The sequence below is a fragment of the Mesorhizobium sp. BR1-1-4 genome (assembly GCF_020165375.1).
GTDB lineage: Bacteria > Pseudomonadota > Alphaproteobacteria > Rhizobiales > Rhizobiaceae > Mesorhizobium > Mesorhizobium australicum.
Map to the genome: position 1 here is coordinate 247,093 of NZ_JAIUIB010000010.1, position 18,941 is coordinate 266,033.

Here is an 18,941-nt window from a genome sequence, read left to right on the forward strand (position 1 = left end):
CTGGCGATTGGCGGTCATCCCTCGGCCGGGAGCGTCACGACGAAGCGTGCGCCCTTGATCTCGCCGGGCTTGGTGCCTGGTATGTTTTCGGCGGTCAGCGTACCGCCATGGGCCTCGACGATCTGCCTGGAGATGGACAGGCCAAGGCCGGAATTCTGGCCGAACGCCTCGCCGGCGGGCCGGTCGGTGTAAAAACGTTCGAAGATGCGGTCGATGGCGTCGGCGCGGATGCCGGGACCGTTGTCGTCGACGGTCAGGATGTTGAACTTGCCGGCGCGCGCCAGCGACAGGCTGATGTGGCCATGGTCCTCGGGGACGAAGGAACGGGCGTTCTCGATCAGATTGGTGATGACCTGGCCGATGCGCAGATCGTGACCGACGACGACATAGCCCTTGGCGCCCTGCGGCAGCTTGGCGACCTTGAGCTCGATCTCGACCGCCTTCTTGTTGCGCGTGGTTTCACGCGAAACAGCGACGAGGTCGGTGACGAATTTCTTCAGGTCGACGGTGCCGGCATCTTCGCGCGCCAATTCCGCATCGAGGCGCGAGGCGTCGGAAATGTCGGTGATGAGGCGGTCCAGCCGTTTCACGTCATGCTGTATGATCTCCATCAGGCGCGCACGGGAGGTGTCATTCTTCGCCAGCGGCAATGTTTCGACAGCACTGCGCAACGACGTCAGCGGGTTCTTCAACTCATGCGAGACATCGGCCGCGAAGCTTTCGATCGCCTCGATGCGCGCATAGAGTGCGTTGGTCATGTCGCGCACGGCAATCGACAGATTGCCGATCTCGTCCTGGCGGTCGGAAAAGTCTGGGATTTCCTCGCGGCTCTTGACGCCGCGACGCACCCGTACGGCCGCCGCCGACAGCCGGCGCAGCGGGTTGGCGATGGTGGACGCCAAAAGCATCGACAGGATGGCTGTGACGAGCGCCGCGATGCCGAAGACGCGCAGGATCGCCTTGCGTTCGGCGGCGACGATCTTGTCGATATCACCGCCTTCGGTCGACAGCATCAGCACGCCGAGCACGGCGCGAAAACGCTGGATCGGCACCGCCACCGAGACGATCTGCTCGCCCTGTTCCGAGACGCGCACGATGGTCGACGGACTGCCCGTCAATGCCTTGACCACTTCCGGGAAGGCGGCGCCGTTGCCGCCGGGCTGTTCGTGATAGACCGGCAGGTCGGTGTTGCGGAAGAAGTCGAAGATGAATTTCTGGACGCGCTCGACAAGGTCGGGCTCCTCCTCCTCGACCGGCGGCAGGTCGTAGCGCAGGATCTGACCGCGCGAATAGAGATGGCGCGAATCGAGCAGCAAATTGGCGTCGCGGTCATAGATGCGGGCTCGGGTGCGGGTCGGCGAGATCAGCCGCCGCAGGACCGGCGCCACGCGCTCGGGATTGATCGGAAAATCCAGATTGTCGAGTTGGTCCGAGCCAGGCCCCAGGCTTTCGCCGGCCTGCAGCTCAAGCAGTTTTTCCGGGTCGATGCTGATCGAATCCGTCTCGACCGTCGCCGACGCCGCAATCGCGCCGGCGATGATTTCGCCCTGCGTCATCAGGCTTTCGACGCGCGCGTCGATCAGCCCGTCGCGGAAGGTGTTGAGATAGAGGATGCCGGTGACGAGCACCGCCAGCCCGGCGAGATTGAGGAAAAGAATACGCCGCGTCAGGCTGGAAAAGATATGGTGGCCGAGGAAGCGGCGCATCGGCACCGTGATTTTCGACACGAAGGAAGGCATGATGCGCGACGGCCGCCTGGCGGCGCCCGCCGGTCTTGTTCGCTGTCCTTCCACTGCCATCGAACAGCAGCTCCCGCTAGTCCCAGGTTTGACGCATGTCGCAGCCCCACACTAGGGACCGCTTCTGCTCGACATACATCAAATTACGCTTCGCGGAACCGATATCCGACTCCGTAAAGGGTTTCGATCATCTCGAAGTCGTCGTCGACAGCCTTGAACTTCTTGCGCAGCCGCTTGATGTGGCTGTCGATCGTGCGGTCATCGACATAGACCTGCTCATCATAGGCCGAATCCATCAGCGCATCACGGCTTTTTACCACGCCGGGACGCTGCGCCAGCGAATGCAGGATCAGGAACTCCGTGACGGTAAGCGTCACCGGCTCACCCTTCCAGGTGCAGGTATGGCGTTCCTGGTCCATGACGAGCTGGCCACGTTCGAGCGAGCGGGCCTGCTGACTCGGCGCTTTTGCCGCGGCCTCGCGGGCACTGGCACGGCGCAGCACGGCGCGCACCCGCTCGACCAGCAGGCGCTGCGAGAACGGTTTGCGGATAAAGTCGTCGGCGCCCATCTTGAGACCGAACAATTCATCGATCTCGTCGTCCTTGGAGGTCAGGAAGATCACCGGCAGGTCGGATTTCTGGCGCATCCGGCGCAGCAGCTCCATGCCGTCCATGCGCGGCATCTTGATGTCGAGGATGGCGAGATTAGGCGGCCTGGCCGCCAGGCCTTCCAGCGCGGACGCACCATCCGTGTAGGTCTCGACACGATATCCCTCGGATTCGAGGGCGATCGACACCGACGTCAGAATGTTGCGGTCGTCATCGACAAGCGCGATTGTTGCCATTTCAAGCGGCTCCCTCATGAGCTGTCCCTTCTGTCGTAGAGAAGGGGCTTTTGCAGGACAAATTAGGTACAAAATGTGGCATAGGCCTTAACCGCTGTCACGCGCGGGGTGCCGCCGGCCACAATCCGACCTCGACATGGATTGGACGAACGAACCTCGCCAATCCTTTGGGCAACCGTGAAACTTTTCGCATATATAAACGATTTAAACAACTTTCAAAATATTTAAATCGATTAATGATTTGATATCATTTGGCTTTTCTGGTTCTGACCATCCTAGCCTGCTTAGTGGGTGTGCCGGAAATACGCCGGCAAAGATGCGGCAAATCTTGAGAAGGGTCACCAATGTCGGAAGTCGGCAAACGCAATCCTGCCTGCGCGATCGATCGTGTCGGTCTGAAAACCTCTGGCACGGTGCGCTACAATTTCGGCGCGGCCGCGCTCTACGAGGAAGCGATCCGGCGCGGTGAAGCCCGGCTGACCGCGCATGGCGCGCTGCTCGCCGAGACCGGCCAGCACACCGGTCGCTCGCCCAAGGACAAGTTCATCGTCCGCGACGCCGCCACCGAGCCGCAAGTCTGGTGGGACAACAACAAGGCGATCTCGCCGGCACAGTTCGACGCCTTGCTCGCCGATTTCCAGGCCCATGCCGGGGACAAGGACCTCTATGTGCAGGACCTGGTCGGCGGTGCCGACGCGGAGCTAAAGCTGCCCACCAGGGTGATCACCGAACTTGCCTGGCACTCGTTGTTCATCCGTAACCTGCTCATCCGTCCCGAGGCGGCCGAACTCGAACACTTCGTGCCCGGGATGACGATCATCGACCTGCCGTCCTTCCGCGCCGATCCCGGCCGCCACGGCAGCCGCACCGAAACGGTGATCGCCGTCGACCTGACGCGCAAGATCGTGCTGATCGGTGGCACCTCCTATGCCGGCGAGATGAAGAAGTCGGTGTTCACCATGCTCAACTACCTCCTGCCGGAGAAAGGCGTGATGCCGATGCATTGCTCGGCCAATGAGGGACCGGCCGGCGATGCCGCCATCTTCTTCGGCCTGTCGGGAACCGGGAAGACCACGCTGTCGGCCGATCCATCGCGCACCTTGATCGGCGACGACGAGCACGGCTGGGGTCCGCACGGCATCTTCAATTTCGAAGGCGGCTGCTACGCCAAGACGATCAAGCTGTCGGCGGAAGCCGAACCGGAGATATTCGCCACCACGCAGCGCTTCGGCACCGTGCTGGAAAACGTCGTACTCGACGCCGATGGAATGCCGGATTTCAATGACGGCCGGCTCACCGAAAACACACGCTGCGCCTATCCGCTCGACTTCATCCCCAATGCCTCGAAAACCGGGCGCGCCAGTCACCCGAAGAACATCATCATGCTGACCGCCGACGCTTTCGGCGTGATGCCGCCGATCGCCCGGCTGACGCCGGCGCAGGCGATGTATCATTTCCTTTCCGGCTACACGGCCAAGGTGGCCGGAACGGAAAGGGGCGTGACCGAGCCGGAAGCGACTTTCTCGACCTGTTTCGGCGCGCCGTTCATGCCGCGCCATCCGTCGGAATACGGCAATCTTCTGCGCGAGCTCATCGCTCGCCACGGCGCCGATTGCTGGCTGGTCAACACCGGCTGGACCGGCGGTGCCCATGGCACCGGCAAGCGCATGCCGATCAAGGCGACGCGCGCCTTGCTCGCCGCTGCCCTCGACGGCTCGCTGAAGGCAGGCGCTTTCCGCACCGACGCCAATTTCGGCTTCGAGGTGCCGCTGGCGGCGCCTGGTGTCGACAGCGCCATCCTCGATCCGCGATCGACCTGGGCCGACAAATCGGCCTATGACCGGCAAGCGGCAAGGCTGGTCGGCATGTTCGCCGTCAATTTCGAGAAGTTCGAAAGCCATGTCGACGCCTCCGTCCTCGGCGCGGCGCCGCACATGCAGGAAGCGGCGGAATAGGCGCAGGCAGGACGTCGGTGCCGTCAGCCGTCGGTCGAGACAGTGACAGACTTCCACACCTCGATTTCCTGCCGGAGACGTTCGATTCTGTCCGACACGAGCTTGAGAGCATCGCTGCCAAGCAGAAGCTGCGGCGGCGGATCACTGGCGTCGACCAAGCCTAAAACGGCGGCTGCCAGTTTATCGGGATCACCGAGCTGCTTGCCGCTCTTTACCTGTCGCGCCTCACGTATCGGATCAAAAAGCGCGTCGTAGTCAGTGATTGATCTCTCTGTGCGGACCATTGATCGCCCAGCCCAATCCGTCCGGAACGAGCCGGGGCAGACCGCCGTCACGCGGACACCGAACGGGGCCATTTCCGAACGCATCACCTCCGATATGCCCTGGAGCGCAAACTTGCTGCCGCAATAGTAAGCAATGCCGGGCATGGTGATCATGCCGCCCATCGACGTGACATTAACGATGAATCCACGACGTCGCTCCCGGAACCGGGGAAGAAAAGCCTTAGCGACGGCGACAGCGCCGAAGACATTCACGTCGAACTGACGCCGCATCTCTTCGATCGGCGACTCTTCAAGCACTCCCTCGTGGCCGTAGCCGGCATTGTTGATCAGCACGTCAACCGGTCCATGTTCGTTCTCCGCCTGCCTGACGACGTCGGGTATGGCGTCGAATTCCGTTACGTCGCACAGTACCGGTCGAACTGCGGGAAGAACGTCGGCGAGCGCTGCGCGTGATGTCTCCGAGCGAACGGCGCCAATCACCTTATGGCCGATCTGGATAGCCGCGGAAGCTATGGCCAAGCCGAAGCCGGAATTCGCGCCGGTGATAAAGAAGGTCTTCTGTGACATGATCCGCAAGCTTTCCTTGATTGGTGATGAGTTGACAAATATTATGAGGAACCGAGCGTTTCGATCGCGGATTCTCTGAATTTGTTGCCAAATCCTATTCCTCCCAAACACGGACGATCCAAGCTGATCGAGTTGGCCGGAGCTCTCGCCCCTCGTTGCGGCTACAATCCGACCGCGTTCAGCCGCGTCCGCATACTCCGGACGGAAGCCGTGCTTCACGACATTCCGGTCCTCTATAAGCCAGGCGCGGTGTTCGTATTACAGGGAAGCAAGCAGGGCATCCTCGAAAGGGAGATCTACCTCTACGACGAGGAACACTATCTGGCGGTTTCGGTGCCCGTTCCATTCCGCATGAAATCGATGGCCAGTTCGGAGCGACCATTGCTTGCGGTCTATGTTGAGTTCGATATGCAGATGGCAGCCGAGCTCGCCATACAAGCTCAGATGCATGCCGAACCGGCGCGCGGCAAGCCGCGAGGTCTCGTGTCAAGCAGGATGGCCCCCGAAATAGAGGATGTCCTGCTGCGCCTCCTTGTGGCACTTCGCAGCCCCGTTGAAGCTCTCGTCCTTGGTGACGGCATTCTGCGCGAACTGCATTACCGGGTGCTGGTCGGCCCGCAGGGCGGTGCAATGCTCGCGGCGCTGCAGCAGAAAGGCACGTCCGGAAGGATTATCCAGAGCCTGGCCTGGTTGCGAGAGAACTACGGTTCTGAAATTTCGATCGGCGACCTGGCAAAAGACGTGGGCATGAGCGTTCCTTCCTACCATGTCCATTTCAAGAGCCTGACCGGCAACAGTCCAATGCAGTACGTGAAGGCGATACGGCTCCACGAAGCACGATTGATGATAGCACGCCAGAACAGGACGATCGCAGAGGTCGCGGCTTTGGTAGGCTACGCGAGCCCGTCCCATTCAGCCGCGACTTCAAACGGCATTTCGGGCGCACGGCGTCGGAAGAGACGAAATGGCTTCGTCGCCATCTTGGCGAACTCGCCTGGGCGTCGTGATCAGGATCGTATATGCCAGTTAGGGGCTGCGCTTTCGATCGGGCCTTTTCTTTTTCGGTCCGCCGCGCCATGACTGCGGCATGCCGATCGACGACGACATCATCATATCGGGCGAAGCCGTGATTCACCCGGGCGACCTGCACGAGGATTTCATCCGCTCGTCCGGTCCCGGCGGCCAGAACGTCAACAAGGTGGCGACGGCGGTGCAGCTTCGCTTCGACGCGCGGAACGCCGAGGGCCTGTCGGACCGCGTACGCGAGCGGACCATAAAACTTGCCGGCCAGCGCGCCACCAAGGATGGTGTCATCGTCATCGAGGCCGGACGCTTTCGCACACAGGAGCAAAACCGCGCCGACGCACGGACCAGGCTGGCGGCACTGGTGGCCAAGGCCGCAGAACCGCCGCCGCCGCCGCGCAAGAAGACACGGCCGTCGAAAGGCGCGGTCGAGCGTCGGCTGAAGAGCAAGGCCGGGCGCGGTACGATCAAGAAGCTGCGCGGTCGCGTGGAGAGCGATTAAGCAACACGCAAATCGTGCCCGCAAAACCACTTTCAATTTTGCGTTGCGGATGCGAGGTTTCCCTTATTGCCACAGCAAGGGAGACCTAGAGATGGGTATGTTCGATTTCGTCAAGAACGTCGGCAAGAAGCTCGGCATCGGCGGCGACGAGGAAGCCGCACCCACCGCCGACACGCTCAAGAAAGAGCTCGATTCACACAAGCTCGGTACCGATGGCGTGCAGGTCGTTGTCCAGGGCGATACGGCGGTGCTGAAGGGCGTCGTCAAGGACCAGTCGATCTTCGAAAAGGCGGTCATCGCCGTCGGCAACACGCTGGGTGTCTCCAAGGTGCAGGCCGACGAGTTGCAGGTCGCGCCGGCTTCCGGCACGGCGACCGCGGCCAAGGAGCCGACTTTCTATACGGTCCAGAAGGGCGACAATCTCTGGAAGATCGCCGAAAAGAGCTATGGCAAGGGCCAGGGCGCCAAGAACACGGTCATCTTCGAGGCGAACAAGCCGATGCTGACCCATCCCGACAAGATCTATCCGGGCCAGGTTCTGCGTATTCCAGAACTTGGCTAATCGCCGGGCATGGTTGTGTCAAAACGCTGAATCAGTGCGCCGCGCGTCCGAAAGGCGCGCGGCGTTGCCTTTACCAACGGCGCTTCAGCGAAGCCGTGATGTTGCGGCCCTGGCCCATGTAGCAATAACCGGAATTGCACACCGTCGCGCGGTCATCGGCAATGTTGCGGACGGCGAAAGCGGCCGAGACACCTTCATACCTCTTGTCGATGGCGCCGAAATCGTAGGACGCCGAGGCATCGAGATAGACGGCGGCATCGTTCTTGGCGGTGTTTGACGTGTCGGTATAGGTCGCGCTCTGCAGCCGCACGCCGGCTCCCACCGAAAGGCCGGGTGCCGCACTGCCCTCGTCGAATTTGTAGTTCGCCCAGAGGCTCGCGACATGTTCGGGGGTGACGGCGGGGACCTTGTCCAACTCCGTCGAGTCAGGGCCGGCGCCCGTGATCTCGGCATGGTTGTAGTTATAGGCCGCGATCACGTCGAGCCCGTCCATGACGGCCGCGCGGGCTTCCAGTTCAAAACCATTGCTGGTGACCTCGCCCAGTGAACGATAGGTGCCCGCATTGGGATCGACGACTACCGGCTTGTTCTTCTCGACCAGATGGTAGGCGACCGCGGACAGCAGGATATCCGTTCCCGGTGGCTGGTACTTGACCCCCACTTCGAACTGTTCGCCCTTCGTAGGCTGAAGAATGCCGCCGCCATCGGCCGAGCGGTTCGAGATCGGTTCGAATGACGTCGCGTAGCTGGCGAAGGGCGCGACGCCGCTGTCGAACAGATAGAGGGCGCCGGCCTGCATGCTGAAGGCGTTCTTGTCCACCGCTTCGGAACCGCCCCCAAAATAGTCGCGCGTCTGCTCGACCCAGGTCTGGCGGCCACCGAGCGTGAAACGCCATTTGTCCAGTTCGACCTGATCCAGCGCATAGACGCCGGTCTGGCTCAGATCCGCGTCGGACGCAGAGAACGTGGTGTCCGGGGTCGGGCCGGAGAAACCGTAGGTCGGGTTGGCAATATCGAAATCGTAAGCCGGATCGGTCGGATCGAACCCATAGCCGAAGGAAGAGGTCAGGTCCGTGTAGTCGAGGCCGAGAAGCAACGTGTGGGCGAGCGCCCCGGTGTCGAACCTGGCCTCGACCTGGTTGTCGGCCTGGAAAACGTTCATTTCGTCGCGAATTGAGGTCGCATAACGATGCGCGACCGTACCTGTCCAACCGGAAACCGCGAGATAGCGCGACCTCAGGTCGAGATGGGAGTATCGTACATTCTGGCGCACCGTGATGCCGCCGTCGAAATCGTGCTCGAACTTGTAGCCGACCTGCTGCTGCCGGATCTTCTGATGGTCATAGTCGGGGTCGCTCTCGCGCAGGGTGTGGACCTTTCCCGACGGATCGGTGATCACGCCGACATTGGAATCGGTCTCGTCCGCCTGCACCAGCCCATAGATGGTGAAGGACGTCGCGGCGTCCGGATTCCAGGTGAACGACGGCTGCAGCAAATAGCGGTCGTCGGCGATGTCGAAATTGGTGTCGCCGTTTCGCGCCAGGCCGACGATCCTGTAGAGGAAATCGTCACTGCCCTTGGTGACCGGACCGCCGAAATCGAAGGCGGCCTGCGCCCTGTCCTTCGTGCCATAAAGCAGTTCGACTTCCCTGATCCTGTCCTCGGTCGGCAGCTTGGGCACCTTGTTGACGATGCCTGCCGGCGTTCCCGCGCCGTAAAGCACCGATACCGGTCCCTTGATCACCTCGACGCGTTCGAGCGAGTAGGGGTCGGTGCGGAACGTGCCGTAGTTGATATAGGGCTGGCGCAGGCCGTCCTTGTAGTCGCCGAGCGTGGTTGCGTCGTAGCCCCTGATATAGATCTGGTCGAATCGCGGGTCGAATCCGTAAGCGCCGGTGCTGACGCCTGAGGAATAACGCACCGCCTCGATAATGTCCTGCGCGCCGCGCTCATCGAGTTCCTTGCGTGTCACCACCGAGACCGAGCGGGGCGTTTCGATGAGCGGCGTGTCCGTCTTGGTCGCACCGGAGCTGCGCTTGGCGGCCACCGTCTTGTCGTCCTCGGGGGACGTGTCGCCGCCGGCCTCGCCGCTGACCGTAATGGGCTCGAGCACGGTGGCGCCGCCCGATGCCTGGGTGCCTGCCTGCTGGGCGGAGGCTTGGTAGGCACCAGCCAGCGTCGCCAGGCATGTCGTGGCAAGCAGCCCTCGCCGCGACCAGATGCAGCCCCGTTCGATCGCGTTGAAGCCTTGAAGAAATGTCACTTCCATATCCCTCGCTCTCGTTGGCTGCCCGCGGCTTCTCTGGACGCGGAAGCTGAAAATTCTTGCGTCAACCGGTCCGGTTCTAAATCTTGACTATGTTAGTCATCTTTGTTCGTCAACCGCCATTTGGCCAAGACGAATTCGCTGCGGCCATCGCTCGTAAAAACCACGACCGCTTTCGGGTCGCCGTTTTCGTCTGGCGGTGGCATGCTGAGGCTCCGAACCATTCACATGAGCCAACCCATGCTCGTTCTGCCCAAAGGCATCCGTCACATGCCGGCCCATCTGTCCCGCGCCGTCCAGGAGACGCTGGTCGAGGAGGTGAGAAGCATTGTCCAGCAGGCGCCGCTGTTCGTGCCGGCCATGCCTCGGACCGGCAAGGAGATGAGCGTGCGCATGACCAATTGCGGCCCTCTCGGCTGGGTCACCGACAAGGAACGCGGCTATCGCTACCAGCCGACGCATCCGCTGACCGGAGAGCCGTGGCCGCCTATCCCCGACAGTCTGCTCGACCTGTGGCGGCAGGTGTCGGGCTATCCCAATCCACCGCAGGCCTGCCTGATCAATTTCTACACGCCGGAAGCGAAGATGGGCCTGCATCAGGATCGCGACGAGGCCGATTTCTCGGCACCCGTCGTCTCCGTCTCGCTGGGTGACGATTGCCTGTTCAGGGTCGGCCAGACTACCCGCGATGGCGCCACCAAATCGTTCAGGCTCAAAAGCGGCGATGTCGTCGTGCTTGGCGGCGAGGGCCGTCTTGCCTTCCATGGCGTCGACCGCATCTACCCTTCGACCTCGGCGCTGCTCAAGAATGGCGGCAGGATCAATCTGACGTTGCGGCGGGTGACGAAGCCCGACGAGGGCGCCGTATAGGCGAGGGTTCGCGCCCCGCACGGCGCCGCCGACCTTTGGGCGACCAGCGATAGTTCAGTTCAGCGCAGCGGTGAAAAAATCGCCGAGACCAGATGGAAAGGCAAAGCGCCGTAGGCGGCGACCGTCGCCTGATCGTCCCATTGGCGGAACTGCCGGGACGGCCGCGCTTCCAGCGTCAGGGCATGCTGTCGGCCATCGAACGTAACCTTGCCGCGAAAGCACAGCACCCGCTCTCCACCAGACCGGCTGATGGCCATCGCACGCAGACGCGCCACGTGGTCGTCGCCCACATTGATCTCCATTTCGATGCGGCGCCGGACCGGCGGGACGCTGATCCTGATCGTGATGTCCAGCATCATCTCCCCTGCCGTCGCAGGGCACGGTATGGCCTGCGAGAAGGCCAGGGGCGACTGTCCTTCCAGCGGCTCGCGAGGTGCCTGCCTGCCGCGCCATGCTCTGCCGCGCCATGCCCTGGCGGGCGGCTCCTGCCGCAGCCGACCGCTCTTGCGTCTCAGCCGCAACTGCTTGGCGAAGCCGCGCGACAGCCAGGTCAGCCTGCCGAAGTCGGTTCGCGGCTTGGCCTGCAGCACCGCCGACCAGCGTGCAAGGCCGGTGCGGTCGGCCATGTCCAGCACGCGCGCCAGCACCTTGTCAGGCACCGTCACGCCAACAGCGAGCGCAAGGTAGGAAAGCGCCACCGCCGCGGCAACGGCAAGGCCACGCCTGGCGACGACATCGAGGAACACGTCCCAGTCGACGCCGCCGGTGCGAATGGCCACCGCGCAATCGACCAGCCAATCGCTGTGGGTATGGGCATCGAGCCCGCCATGCGCGATGGCGAGCGCGATGCGATCCGCGGGCGACGGCACCAGCACGCCGACACCGCTGAATTCGGCCGTCGCCGCGCGCTGCCAGATCGCCTGGTCATCCTCGTCGCTTTGCTGCGAGCCGTCATAGGCAAGCTGGTGCAGATCGATATCGCCATAACTGCCCTTGAAAAAATTCATCGAGCGCAGCGACGCCAGCCTTGTCCTCAGATATTGGGGACTCACCCCGGTGGCGATCTGCCAGTCGCCGTCGCGCAGCACGCCGAATGCCGCCGGCATGTCCTGCGGCCGCACCAATATGTCGATGTCGTGCGCCACCCGGCCACGCTGCGCCGAGGCGTTCAAGGCAATGCGGCTGGCACCCTTGATCAGCATCACCAGGCAGCCGGAATCCGTCATCGCCTGCAGCGCCGGTTCGGCCTCGCGCATCGCCATGCGCGACTTGGTCCACAGCATCTTTTGCAGGCCGACAAGGCGCGGATAGGCGGATTGGCCGGCCAATTTCCGGCCGAACCGATCGCAGATCGCGGCCAGCAGCCGGTGTTCCCTGAAGGAGACAAGGTCGATGTCGTTCGCGCTTAGCCACTGCATGGCGCAACCGGCGGCCGCGTCCTCATCGGCAAGAAGGGCAGCCTTGAGCAGTTGGTCGAGCCCGCCCGTCGGCCAGGACCAGCCATAGTCCGGGAAACGTCGGCTGATGCGGCGAATGCCCGCCATCAGCCCGCGCCGGCCTTGTTCCGGGCCCGTCGCAGCATGGCGAGCCGCGCCACTTCGAGATAGCCGCGGTCGCGCGCCGCATCCCGGCCGTAGGACAGGCTGCCGGGCCTGATGCGGCGCAGCGCCAGCACCTCTTCCACCATGTCGAGGGCAAGGCCCGCCTCGCGTACCCGCGCGATCCAGTCGATCATTTCGCCGCGGCCGCCCGGCGGATCGACGATTGGTCCGACGGTCTCGGCGACCTCGCGCCGGATCAGCATCGTGGTCCGCGACCAACCGGGTACGATCGCGTCCTCGGGTGCATCGGGCCGGTCATTGCGGAAGTTTCGCAAATGGCAAAAAACGCCCGACGTTGCGGGATGCCTTTCGAGATGTGCGAGCTGTGTTTCGACCTTGCTCGGCAGCCACAGATCGTCGGCATCGAGTGTTGCAATGAGCGGCGTCGACAAGGCGGCGATGCCCCTTGTCGTGGCGCTTCCAGGTCCGGCATTTGCCTGGCGCAGCAATTGCAGCGGCAGGTCCGTTCCGCCGATCGCCGCCGCGAGATCGTCGCTGGATCCATCGTCGACGATCGCCACCAGCTCAGGCCGCACTGTCTGCGCCGCGACCGATCGCAGCGTCTCGGCGATGGTGCCGCTGGCGTTGAAGGCAGGTATAACGACGCCATAGCTCCGCATGCTACATAAAGCGCCAGTTGGCGAGTTCTTTGACATCGAAGATGCCTTCGATCCCGCGCAGTGAAGGGTCGGCCTTGCGCCGTTTCATCGATTTGTGGATGGCCCGCAAGAATTCCCGAAGGGACGTGTCGACCTGCTTCGTCATGTTGCCGGGATGACGTCGGTAGTAAAGCGACACGGTATCCGGCAGGACGAATCTGGGGCCGCTTTCAAAGGTGCGCAGCAGGTAGTCGGTGTCTTCGGCCTGGCCGAAGGCCTCGTCGAAGCCGCCGATCCGTTCGATGAGCTTACGCGAGAAAATGCCCGACGACAGATGAATTCCCCGCACGGTCATGAAATGGCTGCCGGGGCAGGGTTCCAGCAGATCGTCGTCGATGTGTTCGACCATCATCATCAGGGAATAGGTAAGCTCCAGAGCGGGGTCGGCGTCAAAGCATGCGATATCGGCCTTGAATCGTCCCGCAGGCGAGACATCGTCCGAATCGAGGAACGACACGAGCTCCGTTTCCGGCGTGAGCAGTCTGAGACCAGCGTTGCGAGCCCGGGTCACGCCCATGTTCTCTTGCCGGAAAAGACGAATGCAGGGGTTCTCGGCCATCATCGAACGCACGGCCTCCGGCGACCCGTCGGTCGAGCCGTCGTCGATCACGATGATGTCGAGATCGGCGGCATCTTGCTGCCGCACGAGCGAGCGCAGCGCCGAGACGACATAGCGCTCGCGATTGTACACAGGCATGATCACGCTGAGCTTCACCGGGCGTCTCGTGTCAGGAAATCCTCGATCGTGCGGGCGATCTCTGCCGGGTCGATGCCGAGGGACAAACGGAAGCACGGCAGGTGGCGCGTCAATTCGCTGAAGAAGCGAAAGCCGCTTTCGCGCTCGCCCGGCATCTGGGCGATGCCGGACGGCGCCAAGGCAATCATGGCATCCCTGCGCGACACCGGCATAATCGAACTTGCTCCGCCTCCGCTGATATGTGGCACCACCAGCGCGACGATGTCCAGCATGGCGGGCACCGGCCGAGGCGCGATGTCGTGAATATGGAACGTGCGCTTGCCTTGCCAGTTCAGCGGGCCTTGCATGGTTAGCCGCTGCCGCAGGCCCAGCCGGGCGAAACCTTTCGTGTCCTGCTTCAACGTCGAAAAAAGCGGGCGCGCGGTCACGCCGTCGGTGAGATCGATCAGCACATAGTCGTCGCCGACACTGTCGAGCCCGTTAAGCAGGCCGGCGGCGACGGTCCCCGATTTCCCGGCCCCGCCCGAGCCGGCAAGCAGAATACCGTTGCCGTCGATGCCAAGCGTGCCGGCATGCGTCAGCCGCATGCCGCGCGCGGCATATTCCCAGTGCAGGAAGCCACGCAGCGGTGCTCCCGGCTCCCAGGGCGGAAAGGCATCGGCCGAGGCCATCAGCTGCACGCCGACGCGGCGGTGCGGATCGTAGACCTGCCAGAAATCCAGGTCGTGGAAATGGTGCCCGCGCAAACCGGCTTCGGCGAGCTGTTTGGCAAAACCGTGCTCGGTGAAATGGGCATCGCCCCAGTGCGCCGGCTCCGGGATGCCGTCAATGCCGGGATGCGCGATGAAGATGCGACCCGTGGACGGTGCCGGCTGGTCATGCCCGGGCTCGACAAAAGCATGGCCCAATGCATCGGCAAGCACGCCGTGACCGAGATGCACGGTCAGTTCAAGCCAGGGCAGGCGAACCTTTCGCATGGTCGGATAGCACGCGGCCGCGCCTTCAGCGGCGGCGATGAGATACCTGGCGTAATCCGGCAAGGTTTCGAGCGTGACGCGCGGCATCAATCGCCTTCCATCACGCTGCGGCCGCCCCCTCAGGAAGCCTGCTTGACCGCCGGCCAGCCGAGAGGTTCCTCGACCTCGTGGATGGGATCAACGACGATCAGGTCGGCGAGGTCGTCGTGAATGCTCACATTGAGCGGCTCGTTCGTGGCGGCAAGCTCGGCAGGCAAATCGCCCGGCAAAGGCTGCGCCGCCGCGTCCAAGCGCACCAGCAAACCCAATTCGAGTAATTGCGATATGAAGCGTTCGAGTTCGGCCTGGCCTATTGTCGAGCCGCCGGCGCTCAGCCCGACCAGAGCCTGGGCGTCCGCGCCGGATGAAAGCGCCTGCCATACCTTGCTGCCGGAATCGGAAAAGCCGAAATATTTGCCATTGGCAAGATTGAGCACCACGGCCTCGCCATCGAAAGATTCGAAAACGATATCCCGGCTCGCTACCGCATAGGCGTGGGAGTCATGCGTCATTGTTGCCCCGTCCTGCATTTCCTGCCCGCCAGCAGGACCGCTTCCACCAACAACGCCTAAACTTTCAGGTCTTCCTTGGCAAGGTAACCTTTGCCAGCAACGGGGGACCATTTCCGGGTTCAGTCGAAAGCCGGGCGGATCAAGCCTCGATTTCAAGCGGCGACAATGGCTTGGAACAACAGGCCAGGATGAAGCCATCATCGATCTCATGATCGAGGATGCCGCCATTGTGGCTCATCTCGACGCTGCCGGAGACTTTCTTCACTTTGCAAGTTCCGCAAAGGCCGAATTCGCAGGCGGCCGGTATTCGCACGCCCGAGGCGCGCGCCGTCTGCAGCACGGTCTGGCCGCCGACACAGTCGGCGTCGACATCCGAAAGCGCGAAGCGGATCGGCGTCGCGGCTTCGACGCAAATCGCCGCGCCGTCTTCAGCCGGCGAGGCAAACGGCGCCGGGATTTCCTCCGCCGCCGGCGCGGCAAAGCTCTCCTGATGGTATTTTGCCATGTCGAACCCGGCGGCCTCCAGCATGCCGCGCACGGCGCGCATGAAAGGGTCGGGGCCGCAGCAGAAGATTTCGCGTTCGCGGAAATCGGGCGCCAGGAGCGGCAGCCGGATGGCGTCGATGCGGCCCATATGGCCGTACCAGCCCTCGCGGCTCGACCGCTCCTCGATCATGAAGCCGAGCGACAGCCCCGGCATATGGCCGCCGAGCAGTTCGAGTTCCTTGCGAAAGATGATCTCTTCCGGGCGCCGCGCGCAATTGACGAAGCCGACATCGGTCCATGGCGCGCAGTCGTTCAGCCAGCGCAGCATCGACATCATCGGCGTCACGCCCGACCCGGCCGAGATGAACAGGTATTTCGCCGCCGGGTGGCTGTGCAGCGAAAAGTCGCCGCCCGGTCCATAGGCCTTGACGTGCGAGCCGGGCGTCAGGTGATCGAACATCCAGCGTGTGCCGACGCTGCCCGCCTGCGCCTTCACTGTCACCGCGATCGAGAATGGCCGTGACGGCGATGATGACAGCGTGTAGGTGCGCATCAGCGGGCCGTCCGGTGTCGGCAATTCCAGCGTCACGAACTGGCCCGGCTTGTAGCGGAACCAGGTCTGGTTGTCGGAGCGGAAGGTGAAGGTCTTGACGTCGGGCGCCTCGTCGCTGACGCCGGTTACTTCCAGCACCTGCAGCCTGTCGTTCCACGGCGCCATCTGGTCGAGGTGGCGATAGAGGCCAAGATCAGTCATGGCGTTCATCCCTGCATACTTTTCATTTTGGGCATGTCGTGATCCCAAAGCCGCTGCACAGTTTTGGCCGACATGCGCTAGGCGACACTGCGCAGAGCAGGCCGGCCGTCTTCGGAAAGCCGTGGGCCCATAAAGCGCGCGTACCAGTCGACGAACTGGATGACGCCGCCCTCGTGCAGCTCCGAATAGGGACCGGGCTCGTAGGCCGGCGACAGGATGCCGAAGGCGTTTTCCTCGACGATGCGGCGGTCCTGGTCGTTGGTCTCGGTCCAGACATGGGTGAGTTCGGCGAGATCGTAGTCGACGCCTTCCACGGCATCCTTGTGGACCAGCCATTTGGTCGTAACCGCTGTTTCCGTGGCGCTGACCGGCAGCACGCGGAACGTCACCGCATGATCCACGAGGATATGGTTCCAGGTTGTCGGGTAGTGATAGTGCATCAGCGTGCCGATCCGGTCGGCCGAGACGCTGTCGGACAGGTTCTTCTTCACCGCCCGCTTGCCGGTCATCGTGTAGCTCTGGGCATCGCGCAGCAGCGGCGCGCGGGTGGCGCGGTATTGTCCGGCCGGGTCGATGCGAAACTTGCTGGGCAGGCCAACAGCTTCGCACTTCGCCCAGTGGGCCAGCATCTCCGGATCGCTGTCGGCGCCTTGCACGCCGGTCACGGTCGGCGCTTCCGGGAAGGTCTTGCACAGCTCAGGATGGTTGCCCGCGCAATGGTAGCATTCGCGGTTGTTTTCCCAGACCAGCTTCCAGTTGCCCTTCTCGATGATCGTGCTCTCGAAGGCGATCTTGGCCTCGCTCAGCCGGTGCGGCTGGAGATAGGGCTCGATCATCGCCCGCATCGGCGCGAAGTCGGCGGGCTCCTTGGCCAGGCAGATGAAGACATAGCCGGCGACGCTTTCGCAGGCGACCGGCTTGAGCCCGAACTGGCTCTTGTCGAACCCATCGGCCATCTGGCGGGCGAACAGCAGCCGGCCGTCGAGTTCGTAGGTCCACTGGTGATAGGGACACACCAGTTTGGCGGCCATGCCCTTGTCGGTGTTGCAGACGCGGCTGCCGCGATGGCGGCAGGAATTGTGGAAAGCGTTGATCTTGCCCTGCTGATCGCGCACCAGCACGACCGGATAGTCGCCGATCTGCACGGTGATGAAGCTGCCCGGCTTGGGCAACTCGCAATCATGGCCGATGAACAGCCAGTCGCGATACCAGATCAGTTCCATGTCAAGCTTGAAGTAGTCCGGGTCGGTATAGAAGGGCTGTTCCAGCGAAAGGCCCTGTCTGCGGCCGTTCAAAAGCCTCAGCATGTCGTTGCGCGCGTCCATGTCCTGTCCTCATTTTCAAGGACTGAACTGGTGGTGATGGAGGAAGGACTGGGCGCAAGCCGGCGAAAGCCGGACAACACCATCCGCCCCTTGACCGCCCACCGCGATCAGTCGAGTTCTAGCGATCTCGGGCTGGTTTCCGGGCTCTGGAGTTGTCCTGGCGGACCATCGCGACACCTTCCCAAGCTTTCGCCCAGTGGTCTCCCGTTGCGACTTGAACTCCACCACCGTTGCGGGGGCAGCGCCGGAATCTGACCGGCTTCCCAATTCTCCGCTCCGTCGTCACGCAGCGGCACCTGAGATCGCTCGATCTAATCACGACAGGGTTTGCGACATCGGCACGAAAGCGACATCGCATCCATGCGGCGCGACACGTACGCGGGATCGTCCCGGCGCGGTTGCAGCGGGGGAATCGCCTCTTCTCGCCAGGTGCGCGGGCACCGTTTTCGACCCTCAGCGGGCCGGAAAAGGGTTAATGGTTTCGAAAAGTGACTATTAGCAGAGTCTAAAATCGAACCGAACGGTTCGTTTCTGTTGACGGTGCGTGCAGGACGGTGTGAACGCCCAGCCTTCCGACACAGTTGGTGATCGGGGCGTGATCTTATGCAACTATTTGATATCAAACGGAAAAATAAGACATGTAGAAGGCGTTGGTACAATTTCAAGTGGTGGAGTCATGGTCCACGCTGAACAACTTCGTGATTGGAAACGGCAAGGGGGCTCTCCCACATCGGGGCTGTCCGAACGACGCGATTTAATCCCAAGACACGCCGCTAGACGGACGGGAAAAATACTGGAGTACAAAAATGAAAAAGATCATTCTCACTGCCGCCGCCCTTCTGGCTATTTCCGGCAGCGCCTTCGCTAGCAGCGACCATTATGGTTCGAACGCCGCGACCCCCACGGCCACTGTCGACAGCTCCTACACCGCTTCGACCAAGAAGTCGGAGCCGGCTGCCCAGACGCCTGTGACGGGCGCCGACCACAACCTCTTCGGCAACAATTAATAGCCATCCCCGGCACGCGGCGGGTGACCCTGCCGCGCTGGTGGACCTACAAATTCAGGAGTATTAAAATGAACAAGATCCTCATTGCTGCCGCCGCCGTTCTGGCCCTCTCCGGCAGCGCTTTCGCGGGCAGCGACAACTATGGCTCCAACGGCGCCAACCAGGCTGCTGCCGCTTCGACCGACAATTCGAACACCGCGTCGATCGGCAAGTCGGCTCCGGCCACCTCGGCGCCTGTCCAGCAGGGCAGCGACCGCAACCTCTTCGGCCA

At 62.6% G+C, this 18,941-nt stretch carries 17 protein-coding genes, 1 pseudogene and 1 riboswitch; of the genes and pseudogenes, 7 read left to right on the forward strand and 11 right to left on the reverse strand.

What is annotated here, in order from left to right:
- Window positions 1–14: 14 nt before the first annotated feature.
- Together LB571_RS22575 and LB571_RS22580 are read right to left on the reverse strand one after the other, a co-directional pair.
- Window positions 15–1,799: a sensor histidine kinase gene (locus LB571_RS22575; protein ID WP_318011727.1), complete on the reverse strand. Its 1,785-nt coding sequence runs from the start codon at window positions 1,797–1,799 to the stop codon at window positions 15–17.
- 83 nt (window positions 1,800–1,882) lie between these two features.
- On the reverse strand, window positions 1,883–2,584 hold the full coding sequence (locus tag LB571_RS22580) for a response regulator transcription factor (RefSeq protein WP_010912942.1): 702 nt from the start codon (window positions 2,582–2,584) through the stop codon (window positions 1,883–1,885).
- A 344-nt stretch (window positions 2,585–2,928) separates the two neighbouring features.
- Here LB571_RS22580 and LB571_RS22585 point away from each other — a divergent pair, with 344 nt between their 5' ends.
- Window positions 2,929–4,539, forward strand: a complete 1,611-nt coding sequence (locus LB571_RS22585; RefSeq protein ID WP_015314356.1) for a phosphoenolpyruvate carboxykinase — start codon at window positions 2,929–2,931, stop codon at window positions 4,537–4,539.
- 23 nt (window positions 4,540–4,562) lie between these two features.
- On the opposite strand, the gene LB571_RS22590 is transcribed toward LB571_RS22585, so the two are convergent.
- Window positions 4,563–5,390 (reverse strand): oxidoreductase, encoded by an 828-nt coding sequence (locus tag LB571_RS22590; RefSeq protein ID WP_140824170.1) that lies wholly within the window; start codon window positions 5,388–5,390, stop codon window positions 4,563–4,565.
- Between the two features lie 81 nt (window positions 5,391–5,471).
- Here LB571_RS22590 and LB571_RS22595 point away from each other — a divergent pair.
- The 3 genes and pseudogenes from LB571_RS22595 to lysM all read left to right on the forward strand — a co-directional run bounded on the left by LB571_RS22595 (window position 5,472) and on the right by lysM (window position 7,477).
- Window positions 5,472–6,397, forward strand: a pseudogene (locus LB571_RS22595) (AraC family transcriptional regulator N-terminal domain-containing protein).
- 80 nt (window positions 6,398–6,477) lie between these two features.
- Window positions 6,478–6,915, forward strand: a complete 438-nt coding sequence (arfB, locus tag LB571_RS22600; RefSeq protein ID WP_140615117.1) for an alternative ribosome rescue aminoacyl-tRNA hydrolase ArfB — start codon at window positions 6,478–6,480, stop codon at window positions 6,913–6,915.
- Between the two features lie 91 nt (window positions 6,916–7,006).
- On the forward strand, window positions 7,007–7,477 hold the full coding sequence (gene lysM / locus LB571_RS22605; RefSeq protein ID WP_140660102.1) for a peptidoglycan-binding protein LysM: 471 nt from the start codon (window positions 7,007–7,009) through the stop codon (window positions 7,475–7,477).
- A 70-nt stretch (window positions 7,478–7,547) separates the two neighbouring features.
- On the opposite strand, the gene LB571_RS22610 is transcribed toward lysM, so the two are convergent.
- The gene (locus LB571_RS22610) at window positions 7,548–9,746 is read right to left on the reverse strand and encodes a TonB-dependent siderophore receptor (protein WP_224598081.1); all 2,199 of its coding nucleotides are present in this window, start codon (window positions 9,744–9,746) and stop codon (window positions 7,548–7,550) included.
- A 237-nt stretch (window positions 9,747–9,983) separates the two neighbouring features.
- Here LB571_RS22610 and LB571_RS22615 point away from each other — a divergent pair, with 237 nt between their 5' ends.
- Window positions 9,984–10,613, forward strand: a complete 630-nt coding sequence (locus tag LB571_RS22615; protein ID WP_015314350.1) for an alpha-ketoglutarate-dependent dioxygenase AlkB family protein — start codon at window positions 9,984–9,986, stop codon at window positions 10,611–10,613.
- A gap of 59 nt (window positions 10,614–10,672) precedes the next feature.
- Here the strand turns inward: LB571_RS22615 and LB571_RS22620 are convergent, their stop codons facing one another.
- From LB571_RS22620 to LB571_RS22650, 7 genes are all read right to left on the reverse strand, one after another.
- Window positions 10,673–12,157, reverse strand: a complete 1,485-nt coding sequence (locus LB571_RS22620; RefSeq protein ID WP_224598083.1) for a nucleotidyltransferase family protein — start codon at window positions 12,155–12,157, stop codon at window positions 10,673–10,675.
- On the reverse strand, window positions 12,157–12,834 hold the full coding sequence (locus LB571_RS22625; RefSeq protein ID WP_224598086.1) for a glycosyltransferase family 2 protein: 678 nt from the start codon (window positions 12,832–12,834) through the stop codon (window positions 12,157–12,159). The genes LB571_RS22620 and LB571_RS22625 overlap by 1 nt, the downstream gene beginning before the upstream one ends.
- A gap of 1 nt (window position 12,835) precedes the next feature.
- Entirely contained in the window at window positions 12,836–13,588 is a 753-nt protein-coding gene (locus LB571_RS22630) for a glycosyltransferase family 2 protein (RefSeq protein WP_015314347.1), read from the reverse strand.
- Window positions 13,585–14,634 carry a serine kinase gene (locus tag LB571_RS22635; RefSeq protein WP_224598088.1) on the reverse strand — a complete coding sequence of 350 codons (1,050 nt, stop codon included), beginning with the start codon at window positions 14,632–14,634 and terminating at the stop codon, window positions 13,585–13,587. The genes LB571_RS22630 and LB571_RS22635 overlap by 4 nt, the downstream gene beginning before the upstream one ends.
- 32 nt (window positions 14,635–14,666) lie before the next feature.
- Window positions 14,667–15,296 carry a PqqD family protein gene (locus tag LB571_RS22640; RefSeq protein ID WP_224598106.1) on the reverse strand — a complete coding sequence of 210 codons (630 nt, stop codon included), beginning with the start codon at window positions 15,294–15,296 and terminating at the stop codon, window positions 14,667–14,669.
- Window positions 15,238–16,338 carry a hybrid-cluster NAD(P)-dependent oxidoreductase gene (locus tag LB571_RS22645; RefSeq protein ID WP_140719113.1) on the reverse strand — a complete coding sequence of 367 codons (1,101 nt, stop codon included), beginning with the start codon at window positions 16,336–16,338 and terminating at the stop codon, window positions 15,238–15,240. The genes LB571_RS22640 and LB571_RS22645 overlap by 59 nt, the downstream gene beginning before the upstream one ends.
- Before the next feature lie 77 nt (window positions 16,339–16,415).
- Window positions 16,416–17,663: an aromatic ring-hydroxylating oxygenase subunit alpha gene (locus LB571_RS22650; RefSeq protein WP_224598090.1), complete on the reverse strand. Its 1,248-nt coding sequence runs from the start codon at window positions 17,661–17,663 to the stop codon at window positions 16,416–16,418.
- 112 nt (window positions 17,664–17,775) lie between these two features.
- Window positions 17,776–17,978, reverse strand: a riboswitch (cobalamin riboswitch).
- A 491-nt stretch (window positions 17,979–18,469) separates the two neighbouring features.
- On the opposite strand from LB571_RS22650, the gene LB571_RS22655 reads away from it, so the two are divergent.
- Together LB571_RS22655 and LB571_RS22660 are read left to right on the forward strand one after the other, a co-directional pair.
- Window positions 18,470–18,670, forward strand: a complete 201-nt coding sequence (locus LB571_RS22655; RefSeq protein ID WP_015314343.1) for a DUF680 domain-containing protein — start codon at window positions 18,470–18,472, stop codon at window positions 18,668–18,670.
- A 68-nt stretch (window positions 18,671–18,738) separates the two neighbouring features.
- Window positions 18,739–18,941: DUF680 domain-containing protein (locus LB571_RS22660; RefSeq protein WP_140711620.1), on the forward strand; the 203-nt coding region annotated here is incomplete at its 3' end.

Bases quoted from the DNA above. Each gene is read 5' to 3' on its own strand.
- LB571_RS22640 (WP_224598106.1), bottom strand. From the start codon at position 15,296: ATGGCTTCATCCTGGCCTGTTGTTCCAAGCCATTGTCGCCGCTTGAAA.
- LB571_RS22655 (WP_015314343.1), top strand. From the start codon at position 18,470: ATGAAAAAGATCATTCTCACTGCCGCCGCCCTTCTGGCTATTTCCGGC.
- LB571_RS22615 (WP_015314350.1), top strand. From the start codon at position 9,984: ATGCTCGTTCTGCCCAAAGGCATCCGTCACATGCCGGCCCATCTGTCC.
- LB571_RS22610 (WP_224598081.1), bottom strand. From the start codon at position 9,746: ATGGAAGTGACATTTCTTCAAGGCTTCAACGCGATCGAACGGGGCTGC.
- LB571_RS22635 (WP_224598088.1), bottom strand. From the start codon at position 14,634: ATGCCGCGCGTCACGCTCGAAACCTTGCCGGATTACGCCAGGTATCTC.
- LB571_RS22575 (WP_318011727.1), bottom strand. From the start codon at position 1,799: ATGGCAGTGGAAGGACAGCGAACAAGACCGGCGGGCGCCGCCAGGCGG.
- LB571_RS22580 (WP_010912942.1), bottom strand. From the start codon at position 2,584: ATGGCAACAATCGCGCTTGTCGATGACGACCGCAACATTCTGACGTCG.
- LB571_RS22625 (WP_224598086.1), bottom strand. From the start codon at position 12,834: ATGCGGAGCTATGGCGTCGTTATACCTGCCTTCAACGCCAGCGGCACC.
- LB571_RS22645 (WP_140719113.1), bottom strand. From the start codon at position 16,338: ATGACTGATCTTGGCCTCTATCGCCACCTCGACCAGATGGCGCCGTGG.
- LB571_RS22650 (WP_224598090.1), bottom strand. From the start codon at position 17,663: ATGGACGCGCGCAACGACATGCTGAGGCTTTTGAACGGCCGCAGACAG.
- lysM (WP_140660102.1), top strand. From the start codon at position 7,007: ATGGGTATGTTCGATTTCGTCAAGAACGTCGGCAAGAAGCTCGGCATC.
- LB571_RS22590 (WP_140824170.1), bottom strand. From the start codon at position 5,390: ATGTCACAGAAGACCTTCTTTATCACCGGCGCGAATTCCGGCTTCGGC.
- LB571_RS22585 (WP_015314356.1), top strand. From the start codon at position 2,929: ATGTCGGAAGTCGGCAAACGCAATCCTGCCTGCGCGATCGATCGTGTC.
- arfB (WP_140615117.1), top strand. From the start codon at position 6,478: ATGCCGATCGACGACGACATCATCATATCGGGCGAAGCCGTGATTCAC.
- LB571_RS22620 (WP_224598083.1), bottom strand. From the start codon at position 12,157: ATGGCGGGCATTCGCCGCATCAGCCGACGTTTCCCGGACTATGGCTGG.